The sequence below is a fragment of the Ignicoccus islandicus DSM 13165 genome, assembly GCF_001481685.1.
GTDB classification, from domain to species: Archaea; Thermoproteota; Thermoprotei_A; order Sulfolobales; family Ignicoccaceae; genus Ignicoccus; species Ignicoccus islandicus.
In genome coordinates, this window is record NZ_CP006867.1 from 203,052 (window position 1) to 220,110 (window position 17,059).

The 17,059-nt window shown below is 46.1% G+C and carries 17 protein-coding genes, 2 tRNA genes and 1 CRISPR repeat array; of the genes, 12 read left to right on the forward strand and 7 right to left on the reverse strand.

Going from position 1 to position 17,059, the window contains the following annotated elements; genetic code table 11:
- Nucleotides 1–7 precede the first annotated feature (7 nt).
- The 5 genes from EYM_RS01165 to EYM_RS01185 all read left to right on the forward strand — a co-directional run bounded on the left by EYM_RS01165 (nucleotide 8) and on the right by EYM_RS01185 (nucleotide 4,681).
- Nucleotides 8–421, forward strand: coding sequence for a hypothetical protein (locus tag EYM_RS01165; protein WP_157058707.1), 414 nt, complete (start codon nucleotides 8–10; stop codon nucleotides 419–421).
- Nucleotides 348–3,323: a protein NO VEIN domain-containing protein gene (locus EYM_RS01170; RefSeq protein ID WP_075049295.1), complete on the forward strand. Its 2,976-nt coding sequence runs from the start codon at nucleotides 348–350 to the stop codon at nucleotides 3,321–3,323. Before EYM_RS01165 ends, EYM_RS01170 begins: the two co-directional genes overlap by 74 nt.
- A gap of 133 nt (nucleotides 3,324–3,456) precedes the next feature.
- Nucleotides 3,457–4,011 carry a hypothetical protein gene (locus EYM_RS01175; protein WP_075049296.1) on the forward strand — a complete coding sequence of 185 codons (555 nt, stop codon included), beginning with the start codon at nucleotides 3,457–3,459 and terminating at the stop codon, nucleotides 4,009–4,011.
- A complete protein-coding gene (locus EYM_RS01180; RefSeq protein ID WP_075049297.1) occupies nucleotides 4,011–4,208 on the forward strand; it encodes a hypothetical protein in 198 nt (65 codons plus the stop codon). The genes EYM_RS01175 and EYM_RS01180 overlap by 1 nt, the downstream gene beginning before the upstream one ends.
- A 59-nt stretch (nucleotides 4,209–4,267) precedes the next feature.
- Nucleotides 4,268–4,681 (forward strand): hypothetical protein, encoded by a 414-nt coding sequence (locus EYM_RS01185; RefSeq protein ID WP_157058708.1) that lies wholly within the window; start codon nucleotides 4,268–4,270, stop codon nucleotides 4,679–4,681.
- A gap of 19 nt (nucleotides 4,682–4,700) precedes the next feature.
- Here the strand turns inward: EYM_RS01185 and ppa are convergent, their stop codons facing one another.
- Nucleotides 4,701–5,237 (reverse strand): inorganic diphosphatase, encoded by a 537-nt coding sequence (gene ppa, locus EYM_RS01190; RefSeq protein ID WP_075049299.1) that lies wholly within the window; start codon nucleotides 5,235–5,237, stop codon nucleotides 4,701–4,703.
- Nucleotides 5,238–5,348: 111 nt separating this feature from the next.
- Here ppa and EYM_RS01195 point away from each other — a divergent pair, with 111 nt between their 5' ends.
- Complete coding sequence (locus tag EYM_RS01195; protein WP_075049300.1) at nucleotides 5,349–5,588, forward strand: hypothetical protein; 240 nt, start codon at nucleotides 5,349–5,351, stop codon at nucleotides 5,586–5,588.
- Between the two features lie 4 nt (nucleotides 5,589–5,592).
- Here EYM_RS01195 and EYM_RS01200 read toward each other — a convergent pair whose 3' ends face one another.
- Both EYM_RS01200 and EYM_RS01205 read right to left on the reverse strand, forming a co-directional pair.
- Nucleotides 5,593–6,786 carry a hypothetical protein gene (locus tag EYM_RS01200; RefSeq protein ID WP_168050140.1) on the reverse strand — a complete coding sequence of 398 codons (1,194 nt, stop codon included), beginning with the start codon at nucleotides 6,784–6,786 and terminating at the stop codon, nucleotides 5,593–5,595.
- Nucleotides 6,701–7,030, reverse strand: coding sequence for a hypothetical protein (locus tag EYM_RS01205; protein ID WP_075049302.1), 330 nt, complete (start codon nucleotides 7,028–7,030; stop codon nucleotides 6,701–6,703). The genes EYM_RS01200 and EYM_RS01205 overlap by 86 nt, the downstream gene beginning before the upstream one ends.
- On the opposite strand from EYM_RS01205, the gene EYM_RS01210 reads away from it, so the two are divergent.
- Nucleotides 7,020–7,928 carry a thiamine-phosphate kinase gene (locus tag EYM_RS01210; protein ID WP_157058709.1) on the forward strand — a complete coding sequence of 303 codons (909 nt, stop codon included), beginning with the start codon at nucleotides 7,020–7,022 and terminating at the stop codon, nucleotides 7,926–7,928. The genes EYM_RS01205 and EYM_RS01210 overlap by 11 nt on opposite strands.
- 37 nt (nucleotides 7,929–7,965) lie before the next feature.
- Here EYM_RS01210 and EYM_RS01215 read toward each other — a convergent pair whose 3' ends face one another.
- On the reverse strand, nucleotides 7,966–8,553 hold the full coding sequence (locus tag EYM_RS01215) for a MarC family protein (protein ID WP_075049304.1): 588 nt from the start codon (nucleotides 8,551–8,553) through the stop codon (nucleotides 7,966–7,968).
- A 556-nt stretch (nucleotides 8,554–9,109) separates the two neighbouring features.
- Nucleotides 9,110–9,738: direct repeats of the CRISPR family, unit length 26 nt; unit sequence GTAGAGTCCCAATAGGGAGTGGAAAG.
- A gap of 256 nt (nucleotides 9,739–9,994) precedes the next feature.
- On the opposite strand from EYM_RS01215, the gene EYM_RS01220 reads away from it, so the two are divergent.
- A tRNA-Arg gene (locus tag EYM_RS01220) sits at nucleotides 9,995–10,068 on the forward strand.
- Nucleotides 10,069–10,217: 149 nt separating this feature from the next.
- Nucleotides 10,218–10,291, forward strand: a tRNA-Val gene (locus tag EYM_RS01225).
- A 289-nt stretch (nucleotides 10,292–10,580) separates the two neighbouring features.
- Here EYM_RS01225 and EYM_RS01230 read toward each other — a convergent pair.
- On the reverse strand, nucleotides 10,581–11,252 hold the full coding sequence (locus tag EYM_RS01230; protein WP_075049305.1) for a 50S ribosomal protein L15e: 672 nt from the start codon (nucleotides 11,250–11,252) through the stop codon (nucleotides 10,581–10,583).
- A gap of 49 nt (nucleotides 11,253–11,301) precedes the next feature.
- Entirely contained in the window at nucleotides 11,302–12,699 is a 1,398-nt protein-coding gene (locus tag EYM_RS01235) for a hypothetical protein (protein WP_075049306.1), read from the reverse strand.
- A gap of 207 nt (nucleotides 12,700–12,906) precedes the next feature.
- Between EYM_RS01235 and EYM_RS01240 the strand changes: the two genes are divergently transcribed.
- Complete coding sequence (locus EYM_RS01240) at nucleotides 12,907–13,077, forward strand: preprotein translocase subunit Sec61beta (RefSeq protein ID WP_083494973.1); 171 nt, start codon at nucleotides 12,907–12,909, stop codon at nucleotides 13,075–13,077.
- A 52-nt stretch (nucleotides 13,078–13,129) separates the two neighbouring features.
- On the forward strand, nucleotides 13,130–13,999 hold the full coding sequence (locus tag EYM_RS01245; protein ID WP_075049307.1) for a DMT family transporter: 870 nt from the start codon (nucleotides 13,130–13,132) through the stop codon (nucleotides 13,997–13,999).
- On the opposite strand, the gene EYM_RS01250 is transcribed toward EYM_RS01245, so the two are convergent.
- On the reverse strand, nucleotides 13,953–15,014 hold the full coding sequence (locus tag EYM_RS01250) for an SPOUT family RNA methylase (protein WP_075049308.1): 1,062 nt from the start codon (nucleotides 15,012–15,014) through the stop codon (nucleotides 13,953–13,955). The genes EYM_RS01245 and EYM_RS01250 overlap by 47 nt on opposite strands.
- Nucleotides 15,015–15,082: 68 nt before the next feature.
- On the opposite strand from EYM_RS01250, the gene EYM_RS01255 reads away from it, so the two are divergent.
- Nucleotides 15,083–17,029 (forward strand): glycosyltransferase family protein, encoded by a 1,947-nt coding sequence (locus EYM_RS01255; RefSeq protein WP_075049309.1) that lies wholly within the window; start codon nucleotides 15,083–15,085, stop codon nucleotides 17,027–17,029.
- The last annotated feature ends 30 nt before the right edge of the window (nucleotides 17,030–17,059 follow it).

A 17,059-nucleotide genomic window follows, 5' to 3' on the forward strand; every position in this document is an offset into this window, starting at 1 on the left:
GGGTGATTTGGAAGAGAGCTCAGTAATAGAGTTAAGGAAGAAGAGATCCAAGGGGAGAGTTCACGAGTACGCTTACTTCAATGGCTTCCTCCGACTTAAATGCGACTGGAAGTACCTTTTATCGAACCTAGATACGCTTTCAAAGGAGATTGGAGTATATTACGAAAGCAATGGCACTAAGATACTGCTATACGGGGACGTAGACAGGCTCGTCAAGAAGTTGGTAATAACTTGCAGCGTTCGTCAATGCACTAAGAGCCTTAGAGCAATTGAGAAAGCAAGGGATATCGTCTGGGAACTTAATTACTTCGAGGACACCTTCTGGTATTCCAAAATAGTGGAAAACTTTGAAAGGGGCGGGTTTTGGAGCGTATGTAGGGTGGTCAGTTCGTTTCGAAAACTCTACAAACTCGATAAGTAACGCGAGACTAAGTTTAATTAAGAGAATAGTTGATGCGTTAAGCCTTCACCCATACGGGTTCCTCTCATCCCTAAAGGGGATACATCCACTTAACCATCAACTCGAGTTACTTACTGTAGCGACCTTTCGGGAGCCCGTAAGGGCGTTCATTGCAGACGAAGTCGGTCTCGGTAAGACGCTGGAGGCGGCGTTATTAGTTAAATACTATCAGTTGACCAGAGACTTCGAACCACTAGTCCTGATAGTAGTTCCCAGGATATTGTTGGAGCAATGGAAGGAAGAGTTAAGGGACAAATTCGGGGTAAACGTCGTCGAGATAACTAAGGACAACTTGAAGGAACTTAGTCTAATGCTTAGGGATAGGTGGTACTTGATTTCGATAGATAAACTCAAGAGGAGCGAATATTTAAGGGAAGTCTCGAAGGTTAGGTGGAACTTCGTTATAGTTGACGAGGCTCACAAGCTAGGTAGCAAGAAGGGAAGGACCACCCAAAGGTATAGAGCTATCGAAAGCATGTGCAAATATGACGACCTGAACTTAATACTGCTTTCAGCAACTCCACACAGAGGAGACCCCTACGACTACTTGTCTAGGTTGAAGTTGATCGATCCGTACCTTATTGAAGATCTAGGGAAACTGGACTCGCCGGAATTTTACTCTTTAACGAAAAATGCGTTAGTAATTAGAAGAACCAAACTAGACGTAAACGAGGTATACGAGAAAAGGAACGTATTTAAGAACGCGAAGTTCAAGGCTTTAATAGTGAAACTGAGTCCTGAGGAGAAAAGGTTCTATGAAGAGGCAATAGAGCTAGTAAGAAACGTTTATAAGAGAAAAGAGAAGGAGGGTCTTGGAATAGTATTAACAATACTCGCTAAGAGAATATCGTCCAGTCCCCTCGCTGCACAGAAGACCTTGCTGAGGTTGCTAAGCGACAAGGACTCTTCGACCCAACGCGAAGTAATTGAAAAACTAGAGGAGAGCTTAAGCGATTTCTATGACTATGAGGAAGAGATGGAACCGGACGAGCTATTGGAACGAATCGAATCCATATCTTTAGGTCTAACTCCAAGCGAGAGGACCAAGTTAGAGGAATTAATCGAACTATCTAATGAAGTGGCCAAACGCGATACGAAGCTATCGAAATTGATCAAGTATCTAACGGAACATATGGGGAGAAACGACGTTTCAGTGGTCTTTACTGAATATAAAGATACAGCCGAATACCTTTATGGAAAGCTCTCGAAGATGGAACAGTTTAAGGGACGAATTGCCTTAATAACTTCTAAAGAGGTCGTCCTACCTAAAGGGATAAAGAGAAGGAAAGAAGACGGATTGAGTCGACTAAAGAACGAGCTAGGAAGGAACGTTAAGGTTCTAATAGCGACCGACGTCGCTTCCGAAGGCTTGAACCTCCAGAAGGCGAACGTGATCATAAATTACGAACTGGTTTGGAGTCCCGTCAAACTGGAACAGAGATTAGGTAGGGTATGGAGATACGGTCAAGAACGAGAGGTTACGAGCTACGTAATGATGAGTGATTCCAGAATAGACAGCGACGTTCTCAATGTGCTATATTCAAAGCTTCTAGCTATGAGCGAATCAATAGAATACGATAGGAATATTCTTGGCGAAGAAATAATTCTCGTGGATAACTTCATTGAAAGGGGGACTTCAACGAGCCCTCCCGTACTAGAGGATGGTATGGAATTTAACGAACTCAAAGCAATTTCGGAATACTTGAAAGGCGGTAGGAAGGCCCTAGAAGAATACGTCAGGAGAGTTTCTCGAAAGATAGTGGAGCTCAATGAAGTAATGAGGAACATGTCGTTAAGGAGGGAGGAACGGGCTAAGTATTTCCAAGAGGTAGTTGAAAAGCTACTAGGGGGATTGGAAGCTAATAACGGGAAGAACGAGCTCCTAAGGCTGATACAAAAGGTGGCAGAGCTCCGGAACCTTAACTCTGAGTTAAGAGAAGGCAGAATTATTGTAAGAGACGGAACTCTCAAGCGTGAAGACACTAACCCTATGGTTCTACTAAGATCCCTTCTGGAAGGAACAAGGGCAACTGGAGACAAGCTATACTTCATAGCACCGAAGAGCGCGCTGGGGAGAGCTAACGAAATTCGAATATTTGAGGTCGAGGTCGCTTTAAATGAAAAACGCGTTAACAGATCCGTCTATAAGAATCTGATAGGCGTACGCGTAACGAGCGAACAGCCCAACAAGGACAAAGGCTTTGAATTGATGAGCGCTATAGAGGTCCTAAGAACGATTAACGACCTCGCGGATCTACTTCTGCCAGTGGAGATTAAAGCTGAAGATGAACCGAGAAACGCCTTTCTTGAGCTAAAATTGAAGTTGAAAAACACTATTATGAAGACCACCTTGATACGGGCCTATCCCAATTACTTGAAGAAGAGCGAGGAAAAGGGTTACGCTAGGAAAAGGCCGTACATACCTAAAGACGCGTCCAAAGATCTAGATATTAAATTGAAGGAAATAGCTAGAATATATGCAGTCGAAATTAGAAATCCGATTGGCGATGCTTCAGAGAAGGAAGTTGAGGAGATAGAGAAAATTGCTATGGAAAAGGCCATGGAATACGAAAAGCTGAACGGCAGGCAACCGACTGACGTCAGTAGGTACGAGCACTACGACATTTACAGTATAGATCCGAGGACTGGAGAAGAGAGATACATAGAAGTGAAGGGAAGGCAAGGAACTTCAATGTACGTAGAGTTAACTAAAAAGGAAATGGGATTTGCTTTGAAGAACAGAGACAAATATTGGCTCTATATAGTAATCAACGTTAAGAAGAATCCGTTGCTAATAGCTATACGGGATCCGGTAAACTTCATGGAAGAAATTTGCGAGACCAGGTACGTCCCTAAGTTGTAACGATCAATACACGAAACGGTAGTACCTTATTTCTCCCGCACCTCCAGTAATTAACACTAGAATATTTTAAAGTAGACCACGTAACTTATTTTAAACTTACATAAACATAACACTAGGAATGGGTAGATGTCCGATGAACGATGCCAACGTTGGAGTAGAGGGAACTGAGCTTTATTTCCCCTTGAGTGTAGTTGTGCATAACTTGGATACGGAATTAAAGAAATATCGCAGTGAGATGAATGGAATAGAAATTAAGGATTCCAAGAAGGTCCTACGCTTCTCCAAAGTTTTCCTAGGTGCGTTAAGTTTGCTTTACAAGAAGCGCGGCGATTTGCGCGTAGCCTTGAAGGAAACGAACGAACTACTATGGAGTTCTCCGATTGAGAAGAATGTTTTCGAGCCCAAGGAGAGCGAGGAGATAGTGAAGGAATTAAATGAATTCTTCAACCGAAACCTTGGAATCAAGGTTAGGTTTCGTAAGGGTAACAGCGTCGAAATAGCTGAAGAGGAAAGCGACGTAACTAAGCTAGAAGAAGCATTACTCGGGCTCGCTAACGTAATAGAAAGGAGGATTAACGAGTTGCTGGAAATAAAAGGGAGGGAGGACGCTTTAGCTCTATATAGTGCCACTCTAGGTTCCGAAGAATTCGTGACCATTTACGAGATAAGAAGGCGAGGTACCGAGTAATGGAAAGGCTTCCCGCAGGGGTACTATATCTAGGTCCTTGGAGCGGAAACGAAAAAGTTAGCTTGGGCAATACGTTATTCTTTCGAAATCTCAGTAGGTTGATAAGGGACGCTATAATAAAGACTGGAGTAAACGAAACCTTTGGTAAGCACCTCTTCTTGGAATCTACCGAAAAGGAATTTAGGGTCGGTTTATAGGGTGCGAGGCACCCTCCACCTCCCCGCCCAAACGTTATGAGACATATGCGTTCGCGTGGATGGCAGTAGTTTTGGATACAGTTCCATCAGGCGCAATTCTAGAGAGTGAGTTCGCTAGGGACTTCGGTCTATCGACGTTGTTCATTAGGAGCGGTACGTGTAACTGCTTCTTATCTCTAGAAGAGGTAGAAGGGTGTTCTGAGTTGAAGTGTGGATTTAGTGGAGATTGTAAAGTTTGGAGCTCAACTGAGATGTTGTATTCACACGTAGGAACGCTTTTCGTAACTGTGATTCTAAAAAGAGAGTTATTGGAAGCTATGGCTGGGAACGACGCGTTGAAAATAAACGAATTGATGAGCGATTTCGAAGAAGCGGAGCGCGTTCTAGAATGCGCCCTAGAGGCCTTGGAGAAGCAATTCGTTAAGAGAACTTCACTGTACAAAAGGTTGAGGGAAATGAGGTATTCTTCTTGACGCGTAGTTCGGGGTAGACTTACTTGGACTTGCTGTTATACCTTTCTATGGCCTCCTTTATCTTCTTGTAGGCCTCTTCCTTAGGTAACCAGTCCTTTATCTTGACCCACTTACCGGGCTCCAGCTCCTTGTAATGCTCGAAGAAGTGCTTTATTTTGTCCTTAGTTAAGTCGTCTAAGTCAGAGACGTCCCTTATTTCCTTGAACCTAGGGTCTACCTTCTCAACGGGCACAGCGATTATCTTGCTATCTGGACCCTCCTCGTCTTCCATTACTAGCACTCCAATGGGTCTCGCCTTAACGTAAGTACCGGGGTAGAAGGGATCGTGACTAATTACTAACACGTCTACTGGGTCTCCGTCCTCCTCGAGCGTTGCTGGTATGAAACCGTAATTGAAGGGGTAGTACATGGCAGTATATAGGACTCTATCGACCTTAATGAAACCCGTCTCCTTGTCCATTTCGTATTTTACGTAACCACCCATGGGAATTTCTATTACTACGTTGACTACTTCCGGAGCCTTTTCTCCTGGTCCGAGCTTATCCAAGTTAACCATAGGCCGTACCCGAATTACCTCTTCTAACTCAAGCAAAAAAGGTAACTTCATGTTCACTAGAGATAAATAATTTATATAGCCCGTTAGGTATACCTAACAGTGGTGGTAAGTATGCCTAAGTGGTGGAACTGGTTTGGTAGAGGAATGGGCGGTAGAGGTCCCGGTTGGGGAAGAGGATGGAGAGGTAGGGGTCCAGGTCCTTGCTGGTGGCTATGGGCCCAAGAGAGAGGCATAACGCCCCCCACCCCGGAGGAAATTGAGAGGACGTTCGATGAGATACCTCCGTTCTGGGCACCCGGAAGGGGTTGGTGGTTCTGGTACTACTACATGAAAGAGAAAGAGAAGAAGTAATTTCTTATTTTCCATATAAGTACTTCGCGTAGTCCCCGTAAGGACATTCTTTCCCGACCATTTGTAAGAGTGCCAACGCATCCATTTGATTGACCGTTCCGTCTTGGGTGAAGTCGCCAGTTACGCTGAACAAGTTCATCAAGATAGGCGGTATAGAAGACAGAAGCGCGTTACAGTACTCTTGGTTCTTTATAACGCCAGTCATGCAACCCACCAATTCGAAGTCCTTCATTGTATACTTTCCGTCCAAGTCCACGTCGCCAGGGCACTTCCTTTCGAAGCCCACTTCGAAGCTCTGCATAACAGCAGCAACGAAGGCGGCCGGTAGCTTCAAGTTAGGTACGGCTTGCGGGTAGGACGCTACTGCAACAGTGGCTTGGAGCGGAGGAACCGATATTAAGCCCGAAGGACCTCTCTGGGCGCTCCACGTTCCTTGAGTAGGGTAATTCATTTGCGCGTTCACGTTTACGGTAACGTAAACGTTCTTCGGATAGTCCCAATAGGAGACCGGCTTGATGAAGTTAGGTAACACCCAACCCCAAGCCAATTGAAGTAAGTCTACTCCACCGAAGTTGTAAACCGTTGGCAGAGGTTGCAAGTATAGACCGCCCCAAGGGCAGTTGTTGAACAGAGCCCTCCTACCTAGCAAACTAACGTCCGTTGGAGAGGTTGACATGAAGTAAACCAACTCTATGGTATCTCCGGGCTTGAGCTGGACTCCGTAAGGAGCTATCGAGAAGAAGTAGAAGGTCTTCATTCCGTAATTTAGGAATTGGCCTATGGTTCCCTTTATCGTGTTCACTGCCGCCCCGAAATCGGGCTTCAAAGTGCACATGATGAACAGCTTGTCAGCAACTGGACCGAGATAGTTCTTTAATATGGAATAAGTTGGTGGTACGGTCGTTAGCACCTTGAACCTCACCCTAAGGAACTCCCATACAGATCCCGATGGCAGCGTCGAGTTCAAGAGACCTTGGACCTGGAAGTTGCACGTAGGCTGAGTTAAGCATTGATCTAACGGAGTCATCAAGTATATCTTACTGAAGAGCTTTTCTTGAAAGGTCAAGCTCTCTATTTGAAGCAGTCCGTTTCCGTAGAAAGTAAACCCGTAACTACCTATTGCCCTCACTGGATTCATCAATGGCGATGCCGTAAGTATCGTCTGCAAGGCGATAATCGTTAGAATTGCCTTCTTCATACTTAACGACCTCCCACCCAGTTGCTTCTAAGGAATCGATAAACTCCTTTATCCTCTCCTTTGGAAAAGCGTATCGAGTGGCTAGGAAGAAGGCGTTACAGAAGTCGCTCCAAGTCAGTATGGGCGACTCATCTAGAGGCCTTAAGGTTTCCTTGGCCTCCTTGACCTTTTGAAAGCACTCCGATTTAGTTTCGCACTTAACTTCCAAGGCCAAGTAACTGGTACCGAACCTCGTGTCCCACACAAAAACCCTTCCCGACTTCAAACCGATCGGTGCCTCCTTGGGCTTTACGGAAGAGAGACTTCTAAATTTAGTGAGGGAGATGGGAGTTAAAACTGGTAAGCTAGGTCCCGGAGACGACTGCGACTGCATCGAGATAGCGGAAACGTCGCTTTGCGTTAACGTTGACGGATTTGCAGCGAAGGAAGTAATGATGGACTTCATGGACTTAAGCGATGTAGGGTGGAGGGGAGTAATTGCGTCCCTGAGCGACTTAGTAGCTAAGGGATGCGTTCCCAGGGGAAGCGGGTATTCGGTTTACGCTAACGATATCGAAAGCGCGCTTCAACTAAGCAGGGGAGCGTTGGAAGCGGTCTCCGAATATTCCTTGACCTTTCTAGGGGCCGATACGAATAGGGGAAATGAGTCAATAGATGCCTTCTCATTGGGAACTTGTAGTAACCCAATCCCAATTGATGGGGCTGAGGAAGGCGACCTAGTGGTAATACCTAAGGGGTGTTGGGGTTGCGTCAAAGCATGCTTAGAAGGAATAGCTGGAGACGAGGAAAGGGCCCATTGCAAGAGACCGCGAATTCCAAAGGGCCTAGCGGAAGCCTTAGTAAAATATAGGAAGTTCATCAGAGCTTCGACTGATTCGAGCGATTCGCTGGCCGTGAGCCTTTGGAAGCTCGCTAAAGCATCGAATAAGGCCATAGAATTACATGTCCTTCCAAGCAACTTAGATGAGAAGTACGTGTTGTATTCCGGAGAGGAATATTTGCCTGTGCTCGTAGTGGATCGAGAAGGACTAGAATTGGTTAAAGAGATCGACGGTATGGTAATAGGAAGAGTTAGGGAAGGTCCAGCCAAAGTTACCTTATACGGAAGGGAAGTGAAACCGCTCGGATGGGAATGGTTCTAGCTCCTCATCGTTCAGCGTTTGCACCCTTCCTCATCGCTTACTTCATTATTTCCGAAAGTATTTCGACAGCGCTCTCCCTTATCATTGCGACTCCCAGACCAGCTAGCAATATTGCGATTATTCTCGAAAGGGCCGTTATTCCGTTTTTACCAAGCACCTTGTAGATAACTTCTCCGTATCTCAACATCGGGATTGAGATAGCCATTACTATTAGTACGGCTACGCTTGTGCATATTGGTCCACAGACGGAACGATAGTACAAAACCAAGCTTATGGCACCAGGACCAGCGAGCATTGGAATGGCCATGGGCACTATAGCTATGCTTTCTGGGTCTATCATTTGCGCCTCAGTTTGGCCCAAGAGCGCTTGTATGGAGTAAACTAATAGAATCAAGCCGGTAGCCATTCTAACGTCAGTCAGATTCATTCCAAAGGGCTTTACTATGTAATCGCCTAGAATTGAGAAAACTAACAAGACTATTGTTGCTACTATTACGCTTTTCGTTATTATTCTCTTCCTCACGTTACTGGGCAAGTGAGAAGTCATGCTATGAAATATTGGACCGTTTGTTAAAGGATCTATTATTACAAATAGAGCAATTACCAAGTTCAAGATTTCGTCCATTCGATGCCCCTTCTACGAGCGTCATTTGTAGTTAATGTCGTTAGAGTTCCATGGACTTATTCATCTATCTCATTCACCATCCGATGGTGAATGCCCATCTCCACCTCTTGTCCAAATTCGATTTTCCATTTACTCACAATCAATTCCATTATTTCCTCAACCTTAACCATTTGAATTCAGAAACAATGGTCTCCTTAAGCACCTTCAGTTTCTACCAGACTTCCTAATGCTCAATTCCATTTCAACCCAATCATTCAACATTGTATTTGCGAAAACAAATGCAATTTACCACTCTTGAGCTTAGACCATTAGTACAAGGTCCTTTCAAGATCGATCTTTACAATGAGAAGTTGCATTGAGGGGTTAATAAGCGATCATGAGAACTCTGATGATCATGGGGATTTCTACTCCGGCCTACCTTATACAAGCATATGCATGAATATATTGGACAACTACTTGAATTCAAGTTCTGAGAGGAAAGGTGTGAATGTGGAAAGGCAGATGAAGGGAAAGGGTTAAAAGATGGAGAATTGGTTGTTTAAATAGGAGGGCAACGGTAGAGATCCAATAGGGAGTGGAAAGAGTGAGTAGTTTCGAGTTGAGCGAGTGGTCAAGTGAAAGTAAGGTAGAGATCCAATAGGGAGTGGAAAGAATCCTTCACCTTTTGCGCGCTCAACTGCCAGAGTTTTTGTAGAGATCCAATAGGGAGTGGAAAGAGGGTAACACAGTTTGCTTTAGTATGCGTCTCTCTTCTTCCTCGCGGTAGAGATCCAATAGGGAGTGGAAAGACTTCATGCTAAGACTGTTAGGAATCGATTTAGAGATTTTGGTAGAGTCCCAATAGGGAGTGGAAAGTTGTGTTGACGATGTCGGCCCCCGCTTCCTCGCAGACCTTCGTAGAGTCCCAATAGGGAGTGGAAAGCGGCGAGTATTTTCAGTGCGTACGTCTCGAACGCCCTGTAGAGTCCCAATAGGGAGTGGAAAGTATCGAAACCAAACTTGTTGCGAACTTTTCGTTCAATTTGTAGAGTCCCAATAGGGAGTGGAAAGTCACAAATATGGATGTGAGGAAGTTCGTCGCAAGGAACCTAGTAGAGTCCCAATAGGGAGTGGAAAGCATCTTTAACCGTATCATAATCAAAAACAACGTCATAAAGCCGTAGAGATCCAAGAGAGAGTGGAAAGTAGGAAAGCTTCTTGTTTAGAACATAATACACAAGAACAAGTAGAGATCCAAAATGGAATAGAAAGTAAGTACACCTACTTGAGCGTTCAAGCGAAAGCGTAAAGCAGAGATCCATGATAGAAAAACTTATTTCCTTCATAGCAAAAGAATGAAAAAAGTTCATTCAAGCGCGCGAAAACGAATGGATAAAATTGGTTCCGAATCGAAGCCAATTCGAAGTTCACTTTAAATTTCCAACTCGTCTCTGTAGAAACTGGCCCCGTAGCTCAGCCAGGAGGAGCGCGGGCCTTCGGAGCCCGTGGTCCCGGGTTCAAATCCCGGCGGGGCCGCTGCCCCCTCACATAACTTTCTACGCTTTTTGAACGCGTCACATCGTTATTTCCGCCTGTCAAATAATACTTTAAAAATGTTCCTATTTTTATTCAATTGAGCATGGAAGAAAATATTTTTATAGACCTATCTTGCCTCCATTTTCCGAGGGCCCGTCGTCTAGCCCGGAAGGACGCCGCCCTCACACGGCGGTAGTCCGGGGTTCAAATCCCCGCGGGCCCACTACTTCTCTTGACCACCAAGGTACTTTTCGGATGTTCCAAAACAGCCCTTGCGAACTCGCAAAGGGTTAAGCTATATACGAAGAAATTTACAGGTTTCGAAAACTTAATGCTCTAGATAAGTGCATAGATCTTAACGTTCTTGCGATATCTCCATCTTCTAAGCCAAGTGTTCTCACTGGGGTGGAGTTCCCGTTTTTAGAGCTCGTCCGTTTCGTATAGTTCGGGTAATGAAGAAATCGAGGTAGACCGAAAAGGGGGTATGTGGTAGTTATCCCCGTCTGAACCCTTTACTGAGTGCCCTTGTGGTAGTCAGGCACTTCCCTTACCGCTCTCGGCTTGGCCTTTCCGCTTGCTTCGTGTCTCTTCCTAAGTTCCCTCTCCTTCTGTTTCCTCTTCCACTTGTGCTTGACTGTGCCTCTCAGTCCCCTGCTCTTCCTAAGTCCCCTCATCTTCTTTCCTGCACTAGTTAGTCCCCTGAACACCCTTCCTCTATTGGATGGGTTAGCTAACCAGTTGAGTTCCGGATCGCTCTTTATTGCGGGGTGATGTGGGTCCACAAGTATTACTTCGTACCACTCGTACTGGCCGTCTTCACCTACCCAGTAGGAGTTGAGCACTTCTAGGCCGGGATACTTCCTAGCTGCCCTCTCTTCAGCTATTAGACGGGTTGGTTTAGCTGGAGCGTATCCGTAAACACCCATTCTCTTTGGTCTCCTACCCTTGTTAGGCCTCGGTCTGTTCAGCCCACCTTTACTGACCCTTACCCTAACTACTACTACTCCAGGCTTGGCCTTGTAGCCTAGCGCCCTAGCTCTGTCTAGCCTAGTAGGTTTCTCGATTCGAACTACTGCCGGCTCCCTCCTCCACTGGATGAACCTCTGCTTCATGAGCTCTCCGTGTTCACCGTCGTAAGGCCTCTTCCATTGTTCCCTTAGGTAATGGTACAGACCCTTGGCCATATTTATCTTTCCCCTTGGGAGTAGAAGTGGATGGGATATAAAGTCTCGCTTAGATTACTTCGCATTTCAGCCTCTTTTCTCCTTTAATGAGAGCCCACCCGAGGGATACTGCTCTCCTCCACCATTCAAGCGAGTACGCCACGTCATCGAAATTGGTTAGTAACGCAACTATTCCTGCTGCTCCTATGTCTGCCATGGGAGTGAAAACTACGGTATAGAAGGTGTATAAGGTCTTGTTCCCTTTAAGGTAGAGCAACTCGAAGCCCAGTAGGGAGCTGACGAGGAAGAAGGACGCGTACCAAGGTAAGGAGTATCGCCTCCTATCTTTGAGGGGATACAAGATAAGGAAGGAGAGTAGCGCCGTTTTCATTATTGCAGCGTTAGTTACAGAGTAAACTGCCGGATCGATGTACAGCGGGGAAGGTACCCTACCTTCTATCCAATCCAAGGGACTGGCTGGAGGAGGGCCCGAGGGTCTGGAAACGGTGAACCAAGAGAGGCCGTTTAGCACCTCCGTTATCCACTTAGTCACGCCCAATTTGATTGCGAGAGGCATTGATAGCAGCGCGAAAGCGATGAGGGCAGCTAGCGCTGGGAGCGCTACTGACGCTAAAGGCGACTTACCTTTCTTTAAGAGCAAGTACGCTATGGGTAAAGCGTAGAAGGCGGCCGTGTACTTAGAGCTGACCGCTAGGGCAAAGGCGATTATCGCTAATTCTACTTTGAAGGGCAGTAGCGCTAATGAGATCATGCTAAATACAGCTGAGTAAATATCTAACATAGCAACCATGCTCATGGTCCTAAAGGCCACGTCGTGGTAGATCAAGAGGGCTATTGCAACCCATAGCCAGAGGCTCCTAGTAGCCAAGTAACTCCCCAGTAATACAGAGAATAGGGCTATCGAGGCCAAGGCGATTCCGGGGACTCTCCACATCCATGGTACGTCTTCCTTAAGCATTGCAGAGGCTATGAAATACTTCCCCAGAGGGGGATGTTCCAAGTTCAAGTACCTCAATATCCCCTTTTGTTCTGGGTACTTCCATCCCGGCTGGACTATAGTTAAGTTCAACTCGTCTCTCTTTTTCATTATTTCCTTTAATTCGTCCTTTGGAATGGAAACGTATATCGCGTTCTCGACCTTTTGGTAGTGGTACAGAACGTCTACGGAGTAGTTACCGGCGTAGTTCAATAAGAAGTAAGATAAATTGAGGGCGCTATTGAACTGCAAGGTCGCGTTACAACCGCTTACGCAAGGCGGATAGAGGTTGAATACCTCCCTTAGGATGTTCCTAGCCGCACTAGTATACCACACTTCGTCGCCAATGTATTCGTGTGATACTGGCTCCATTTGAGCAAATTGATACTCTTCGTAGAAGAAGTTGAGGGTAAGCGCGAGGGAAATTAAGACGACAAATAAAAGCTTTGCTTTTTCCAAGCGTTCGCTCATAATTCCTCTTCCTCTTCCTCGAGCTCATCGAGGGTAATCAATTCCTCCTCTTCCTCGACCATAACCTCGAATTCGTCCATTTCCTCACGGAAGTATTCCATAGGTACCCTCCCACATAACTCGAGTGCCGCGAAAGGGGAAATAAGGCTTTTTATTTCATTAAAGTTATATAGTCATTTCTTCGTTCGACCTCGTAGGTGCGAGCAGTTGGCTAAGAAGAGAAGGAGGGCAGGAGACAGCGGACTCGTCACTGCCATGGGTCTGATGAGATTTTACGAAGAGATAGAATCTAAGATCAAGGTACCACCGGAAGCGGTAGTGGGGGCGGCCTTCGGTATCTCAGTTCTAGCGTTGATACTGAGAATAGTATTGGGTTGAAGAGGGCAAACCGTGAAATATCGCTCTACCTCCCAGCTACGGAGAAAACGGGATGCTAGAGGCGGCGATACCCTTAATTCCCCAACTCCTTTGGGCGACGAACTTCGTTATCTCTAAGATCGTGGTGAGTAGTGGTCTTCACCCATTAGCGCTCACAGCTATCAGATGGACCATAGCGACTTTCTTGATGTACCTTTACGCTCGATTGGTAGGGATGAGAATTAGCCTAGATAGGTCGCTATCGTTCCTAGCGCTAACTGGGATAACGGGGTTCAGCGCGCTAATATACCTAGGTCTCATGTTCTCGAAGGCGTCAATAGTGGGCCTTACAATGGCCTTTATCCCTATAGCCACTTCAATTCTCGCTGCCATATTCCTAAAAGAAAGAATTTCGAAGCTCGTTGCCGCGTCAGTGGTTCTAGGCAGTCTGGGCGGGATCCTCTTGAGCGCCGGTAACTTGAACGGTCTCTCTTGGCTAGGAGTGCTCTTCGGGGTGTTGGCCTCAATAGACTGGGGCATCTATACAGTATGGTCCAAGAAAGCCATGGTCGAGTTATCCCCCATGGAGCTATTAGTGAGCATATCTATCTTAGCTCAGCCAGTGAATTGGATATTGGCCCTTCCGTTCCTAAGCATTGAGCCGCTCTTGAAGGAAGAGGTATTACTTGGAACGCTCTACGTCTCGCTAGTGCCAGGCTTCGTTGCCTACTTCCTATGGCTTTACTCCGTAAAGCTCATCGGTGCATCGAGAGCGGGGGTTTACATAAACGCTTTACCGTTATTCACGTTAATAATTTCAGTCCTCACCTTAGGTGAGAGGCTAGACGCTTTCGAGGTAGCGGGAAGCGCCTTGATAATAGCGGCTCTGACGTTAGTTACTGTTGATTATCTGAATAGAACTTACCGCGCAAGTAGGCAATGAGCAAGGCCTCTAATGCGGCGGCGAGAGCCGTTTCGGTGGAAAGAGTTCTCCCCGGAGCTACATCGATTACGAAGTCAGCCAACTTATATATTCCCATAGGGACGCCCTTCCTAGAGCCTAGGAACGCCTTAACTCTCTTGGCCTTCCTCAAGGCCTTAGCCAACTCCTCTTCCACTTCCTCGAAGCTCTTGCCCTCCGGTTCGAACACAACCATTAATTCCTTCTTAGATTTCGAGAGGGCCAAGTGATATACATCGAATACCTTGAGCTTGGTAGATAGCGCCTTACCTTCTACCTTCTCCTCTTGCTTCCTCCTCGCTTCCATGCCGTCTCGAACTGACTCTATGAATTGGGCCAATTGAAGGGCGTCCGTTTCCTCAATTAGGCCTATGTAGTACTCCCCTACCCCGTAACTTTGGAGGATTCTCCCTATCCTCTTGCCCAGTTCTTCAATAGACTTTGGGGGACCTAAGTAAGGCTCTTGTATTACAGATAGTCTCGACAAGAACCTCGCTGTGTCCTCCTTCCCTAATTTCTTCTTCAATCCAGCGTAAGAGGGGTCCACCACAGCTAAGTATGCCTCCTCCCCAATTATCTCGACCATTAGAACTGCCTCTGGATTCGTTAGGTCTACCTTACTCCCATTGGCTTCCCTTAGTATCAAAGCTCCTAGCTCGGCGTTAACTTCTATTGATGTAAACGGATGGGAACCCCTCCTGATCGTTCTGACGGCGAACCTCTTACCCTCTAATTTCCTTGCGAGCCTCTTGGCTGCTTCCTTGAGTTCCTTTAAGTCCGCTCTGACGCACTCTTCTGCTATCATGAACCTAATTACCTCGGGCATCCCGTTGAGCCTCTCAATGACCTCTTCCAAGTTCTTACAGTTCTTCATGAGCACGAGTCCCTTGAAGCCCATTGGAGCTGCAACGATTTCGCAGTCCACGTCTAAGGAATTAGCTACGTACCTTTCCATACCTAACTCCGTCTTAACTAAAATCACTGAGCACTCCGACAACTCGCCACTCCAAGCTCTTCTCGATGCAAAAATTTAAGTAATGACTAGCGAGCCCCTCGGGGTCTCAATTGAAGAATGCGTTGGCAATGACTGTAGTCGCATTACTGATATCTATAGTACCGGTTCTCAGTCTTCTGAACTTTAATTTCAGTACTGATGCAGCGAACGTTGCTTGCAGAGCTGGGTGCGCGTGCGGTTTTAAGTTCGCTCATCTCTACTTAATACTGGTCCCCTTCAAGTTCCTCTGTCCTTACTTACCACCTTGGTTCTTCACTGTCTTCTTAGCTTGGATCCACGGTTTAGCTGTTGCCGTTACAGCCTTGATTCTCTATAAGGCTGGAGAAGAAGTGAAGAGCGGATACGGTATTCCAATTGCCCTCACCTTCTTACTGTATCCGGGAACTTGGGGAGCCCTCTCCTTTGATTTCCATCCCGATAACATCGGACTCGTCTTTATGGCCTTAGCTTACTACCTTGTGCTTATTAAAGAGAGACCGCTCTCAGGTTACGCTGTATCGTCGCTCGCTATATTGAGTAAGGAGAGTTACGCCTTTCCTATATTAGGATTAGCTCTCTATAGGGTGGTGAGCTCGAAGGGCAGAGACAAGGTAAGCTTGTTAGCGTTAATAGCTTTCGTTGCTATCGGATACCTAGCTGTATTCGAGCTGCTCCCGAGGCTCGGAGGCGCCAAGGGAGGTTTGCTGACATTTAGGTGGGGTCCACTAACGTTCGATAACTTCGTTGAGAAATTGATTACGTTGCCACTTCACGAAAAGAAGTTCTTGATGTTGATACTAATACCTATTGTTAACCCTCTCGCTGCAATAGCCTCAATAAGCTTTAAGTCATTGTTATTCTTACCAGATTACTTTAACTTATTCATGACTCTTTATCGCTATGACGTAAAGTTCGACTTCGGATTTCACTACCACGCAATTATAGCCCTCGAGTTCGCAGTAATGATCTTACTGGCAGTAAGAGAGGGTCTTTTCGATAAACTGAGCGTTCTCAAGAAGAACTTAGGGGTTATGCTGTTACTCAACATCTTTCTCAACCCAATTACGCCCCTCCCGTACTACTCCTACGTCTATGATTCGTTAACGCACCAATTAAGGTTCCAGAGCCTCATTTACCCGTTCGTTAAGTACGTGACGTACAGGCCGTTATACACTGGATGGTGGGAATGCTTCCCTAACCAGATACACATGTTGGAGTTATTCGCATCGGAAGCGAATCCGAACGTGCCAGTAGTGGTATCGTTCAACGTCGCTCCGCTCTTGAGTCCAGCCTATAAAGTGGGTTGGCTGGGAAGTCCAGCAACTGATTGGCGTACGTACTTCAGATTGCTTCCAGCGGGGCCGATCTATTGGAACGCCGTATTGTATCCGGATTCGTTGCGAACCCTTACCGGAGGACTGCTTCACTTAATTATATATTACGGAGACTATTGGGGTCCTACAACTAGGTTTTACCTAATTCAAGCTAACGGCCTCAAGCAATCTTTCGATATACCATACTTCCTATTAAAGAAAATTGCTATAGATTTCAATTACGTCAAGGGAGCCGGTTTCTATGCCCTCGTGAACGCTACTAAGCTAAGGGAACTTGCTAAGAATTTAAGTATAAACGAACTTCCATGGGGAGTTAAGGGACCGAACGGAATTAGGGCTCCAGCCTTCGGAGACGGGTATCCTATAGGAACGTATAGAGGATATCTATATGTAGATCACAACGGTACCTATGAGTTTTACTTAAATGGTGTTGAATACGTGGAAGTCGATGGAGTTACGCTAAAGCCTACCGCGTTCGAGCTAGTTTTAATCAAGGACGGAATGTTCGCCGTTTACGCAGGCAAGGTGTACCTTACTAGGGGTTGGCACGAAATAGAGTGGAAGACTTACTCTCCGCTCTTCGGCGTTTATTGGAAGGGACCTTACAGTTGCGCCCCTAGGCCCTTATCGGTCTTGAGGTTGGCTCAAGAGCTAACGCCCGAACTCCTAAGTTTCACTACCTAAAATTTTACCTCCCCTCTGAAGAACCAGACG

Bases quoted from the DNA above. Each gene is read 5' to 3' on its own strand.
- EYM_RS01175 (WP_075049296.1), top strand. From the start codon at position 3,457: ATGAACGATGCCAACGTTGGAGTAGAGGGAACTGAGCTTTATTTCCCC.
- EYM_RS01180 (WP_075049297.1), top strand. From the start codon at position 4,011: ATGGAAAGGCTTCCCGCAGGGGTACTATATCTAGGTCCTTGGAGCGGA.
- EYM_RS01185 (WP_157058708.1), top strand. From the start codon at position 4,268: ATGGCAGTAGTTTTGGATACAGTTCCATCAGGCGCAATTCTAGAGAGT.
- ppa (WP_075049299.1), bottom strand. From the start codon at position 5,237: ATGGTTAACTTGGATAAGCTCGGACCAGGAGAAAAGGCTCCGGAAGTA.
- EYM_RS01195 (WP_075049300.1), top strand. From the start codon at position 5,349: ATGCCTAAGTGGTGGAACTGGTTTGGTAGAGGAATGGGCGGTAGAGGT.
- EYM_RS01200 (WP_168050140.1), bottom strand. From the start codon at position 6,786: ATGAAGAAGGCAATTCTAACGATTATCGCCTTGCAGACGATACTTACG.
- EYM_RS01215 (WP_075049304.1), bottom strand. From the start codon at position 8,553: ATGGACGAAATCTTGAACTTGGTAATTGCTCTATTTGTAATAATAGAT.
- EYM_RS01230 (WP_075049305.1), bottom strand. From the start codon at position 11,252: ATGGCCAAGGGTCTGTACCATTACCTAAGGGAACAATGGAAGAGGCCT.
- EYM_RS01235 (WP_075049306.1), bottom strand. From the start codon at position 12,699: ATGAGCGAACGCTTGGAAAAAGCAAAGCTTTTATTTGTCGTCTTAATT.
- EYM_RS01245 (WP_075049307.1), top strand. From the start codon at position 13,130: ATGCTAGAGGCGGCGATACCCTTAATTCCCCAACTCCTTTGGGCGACG.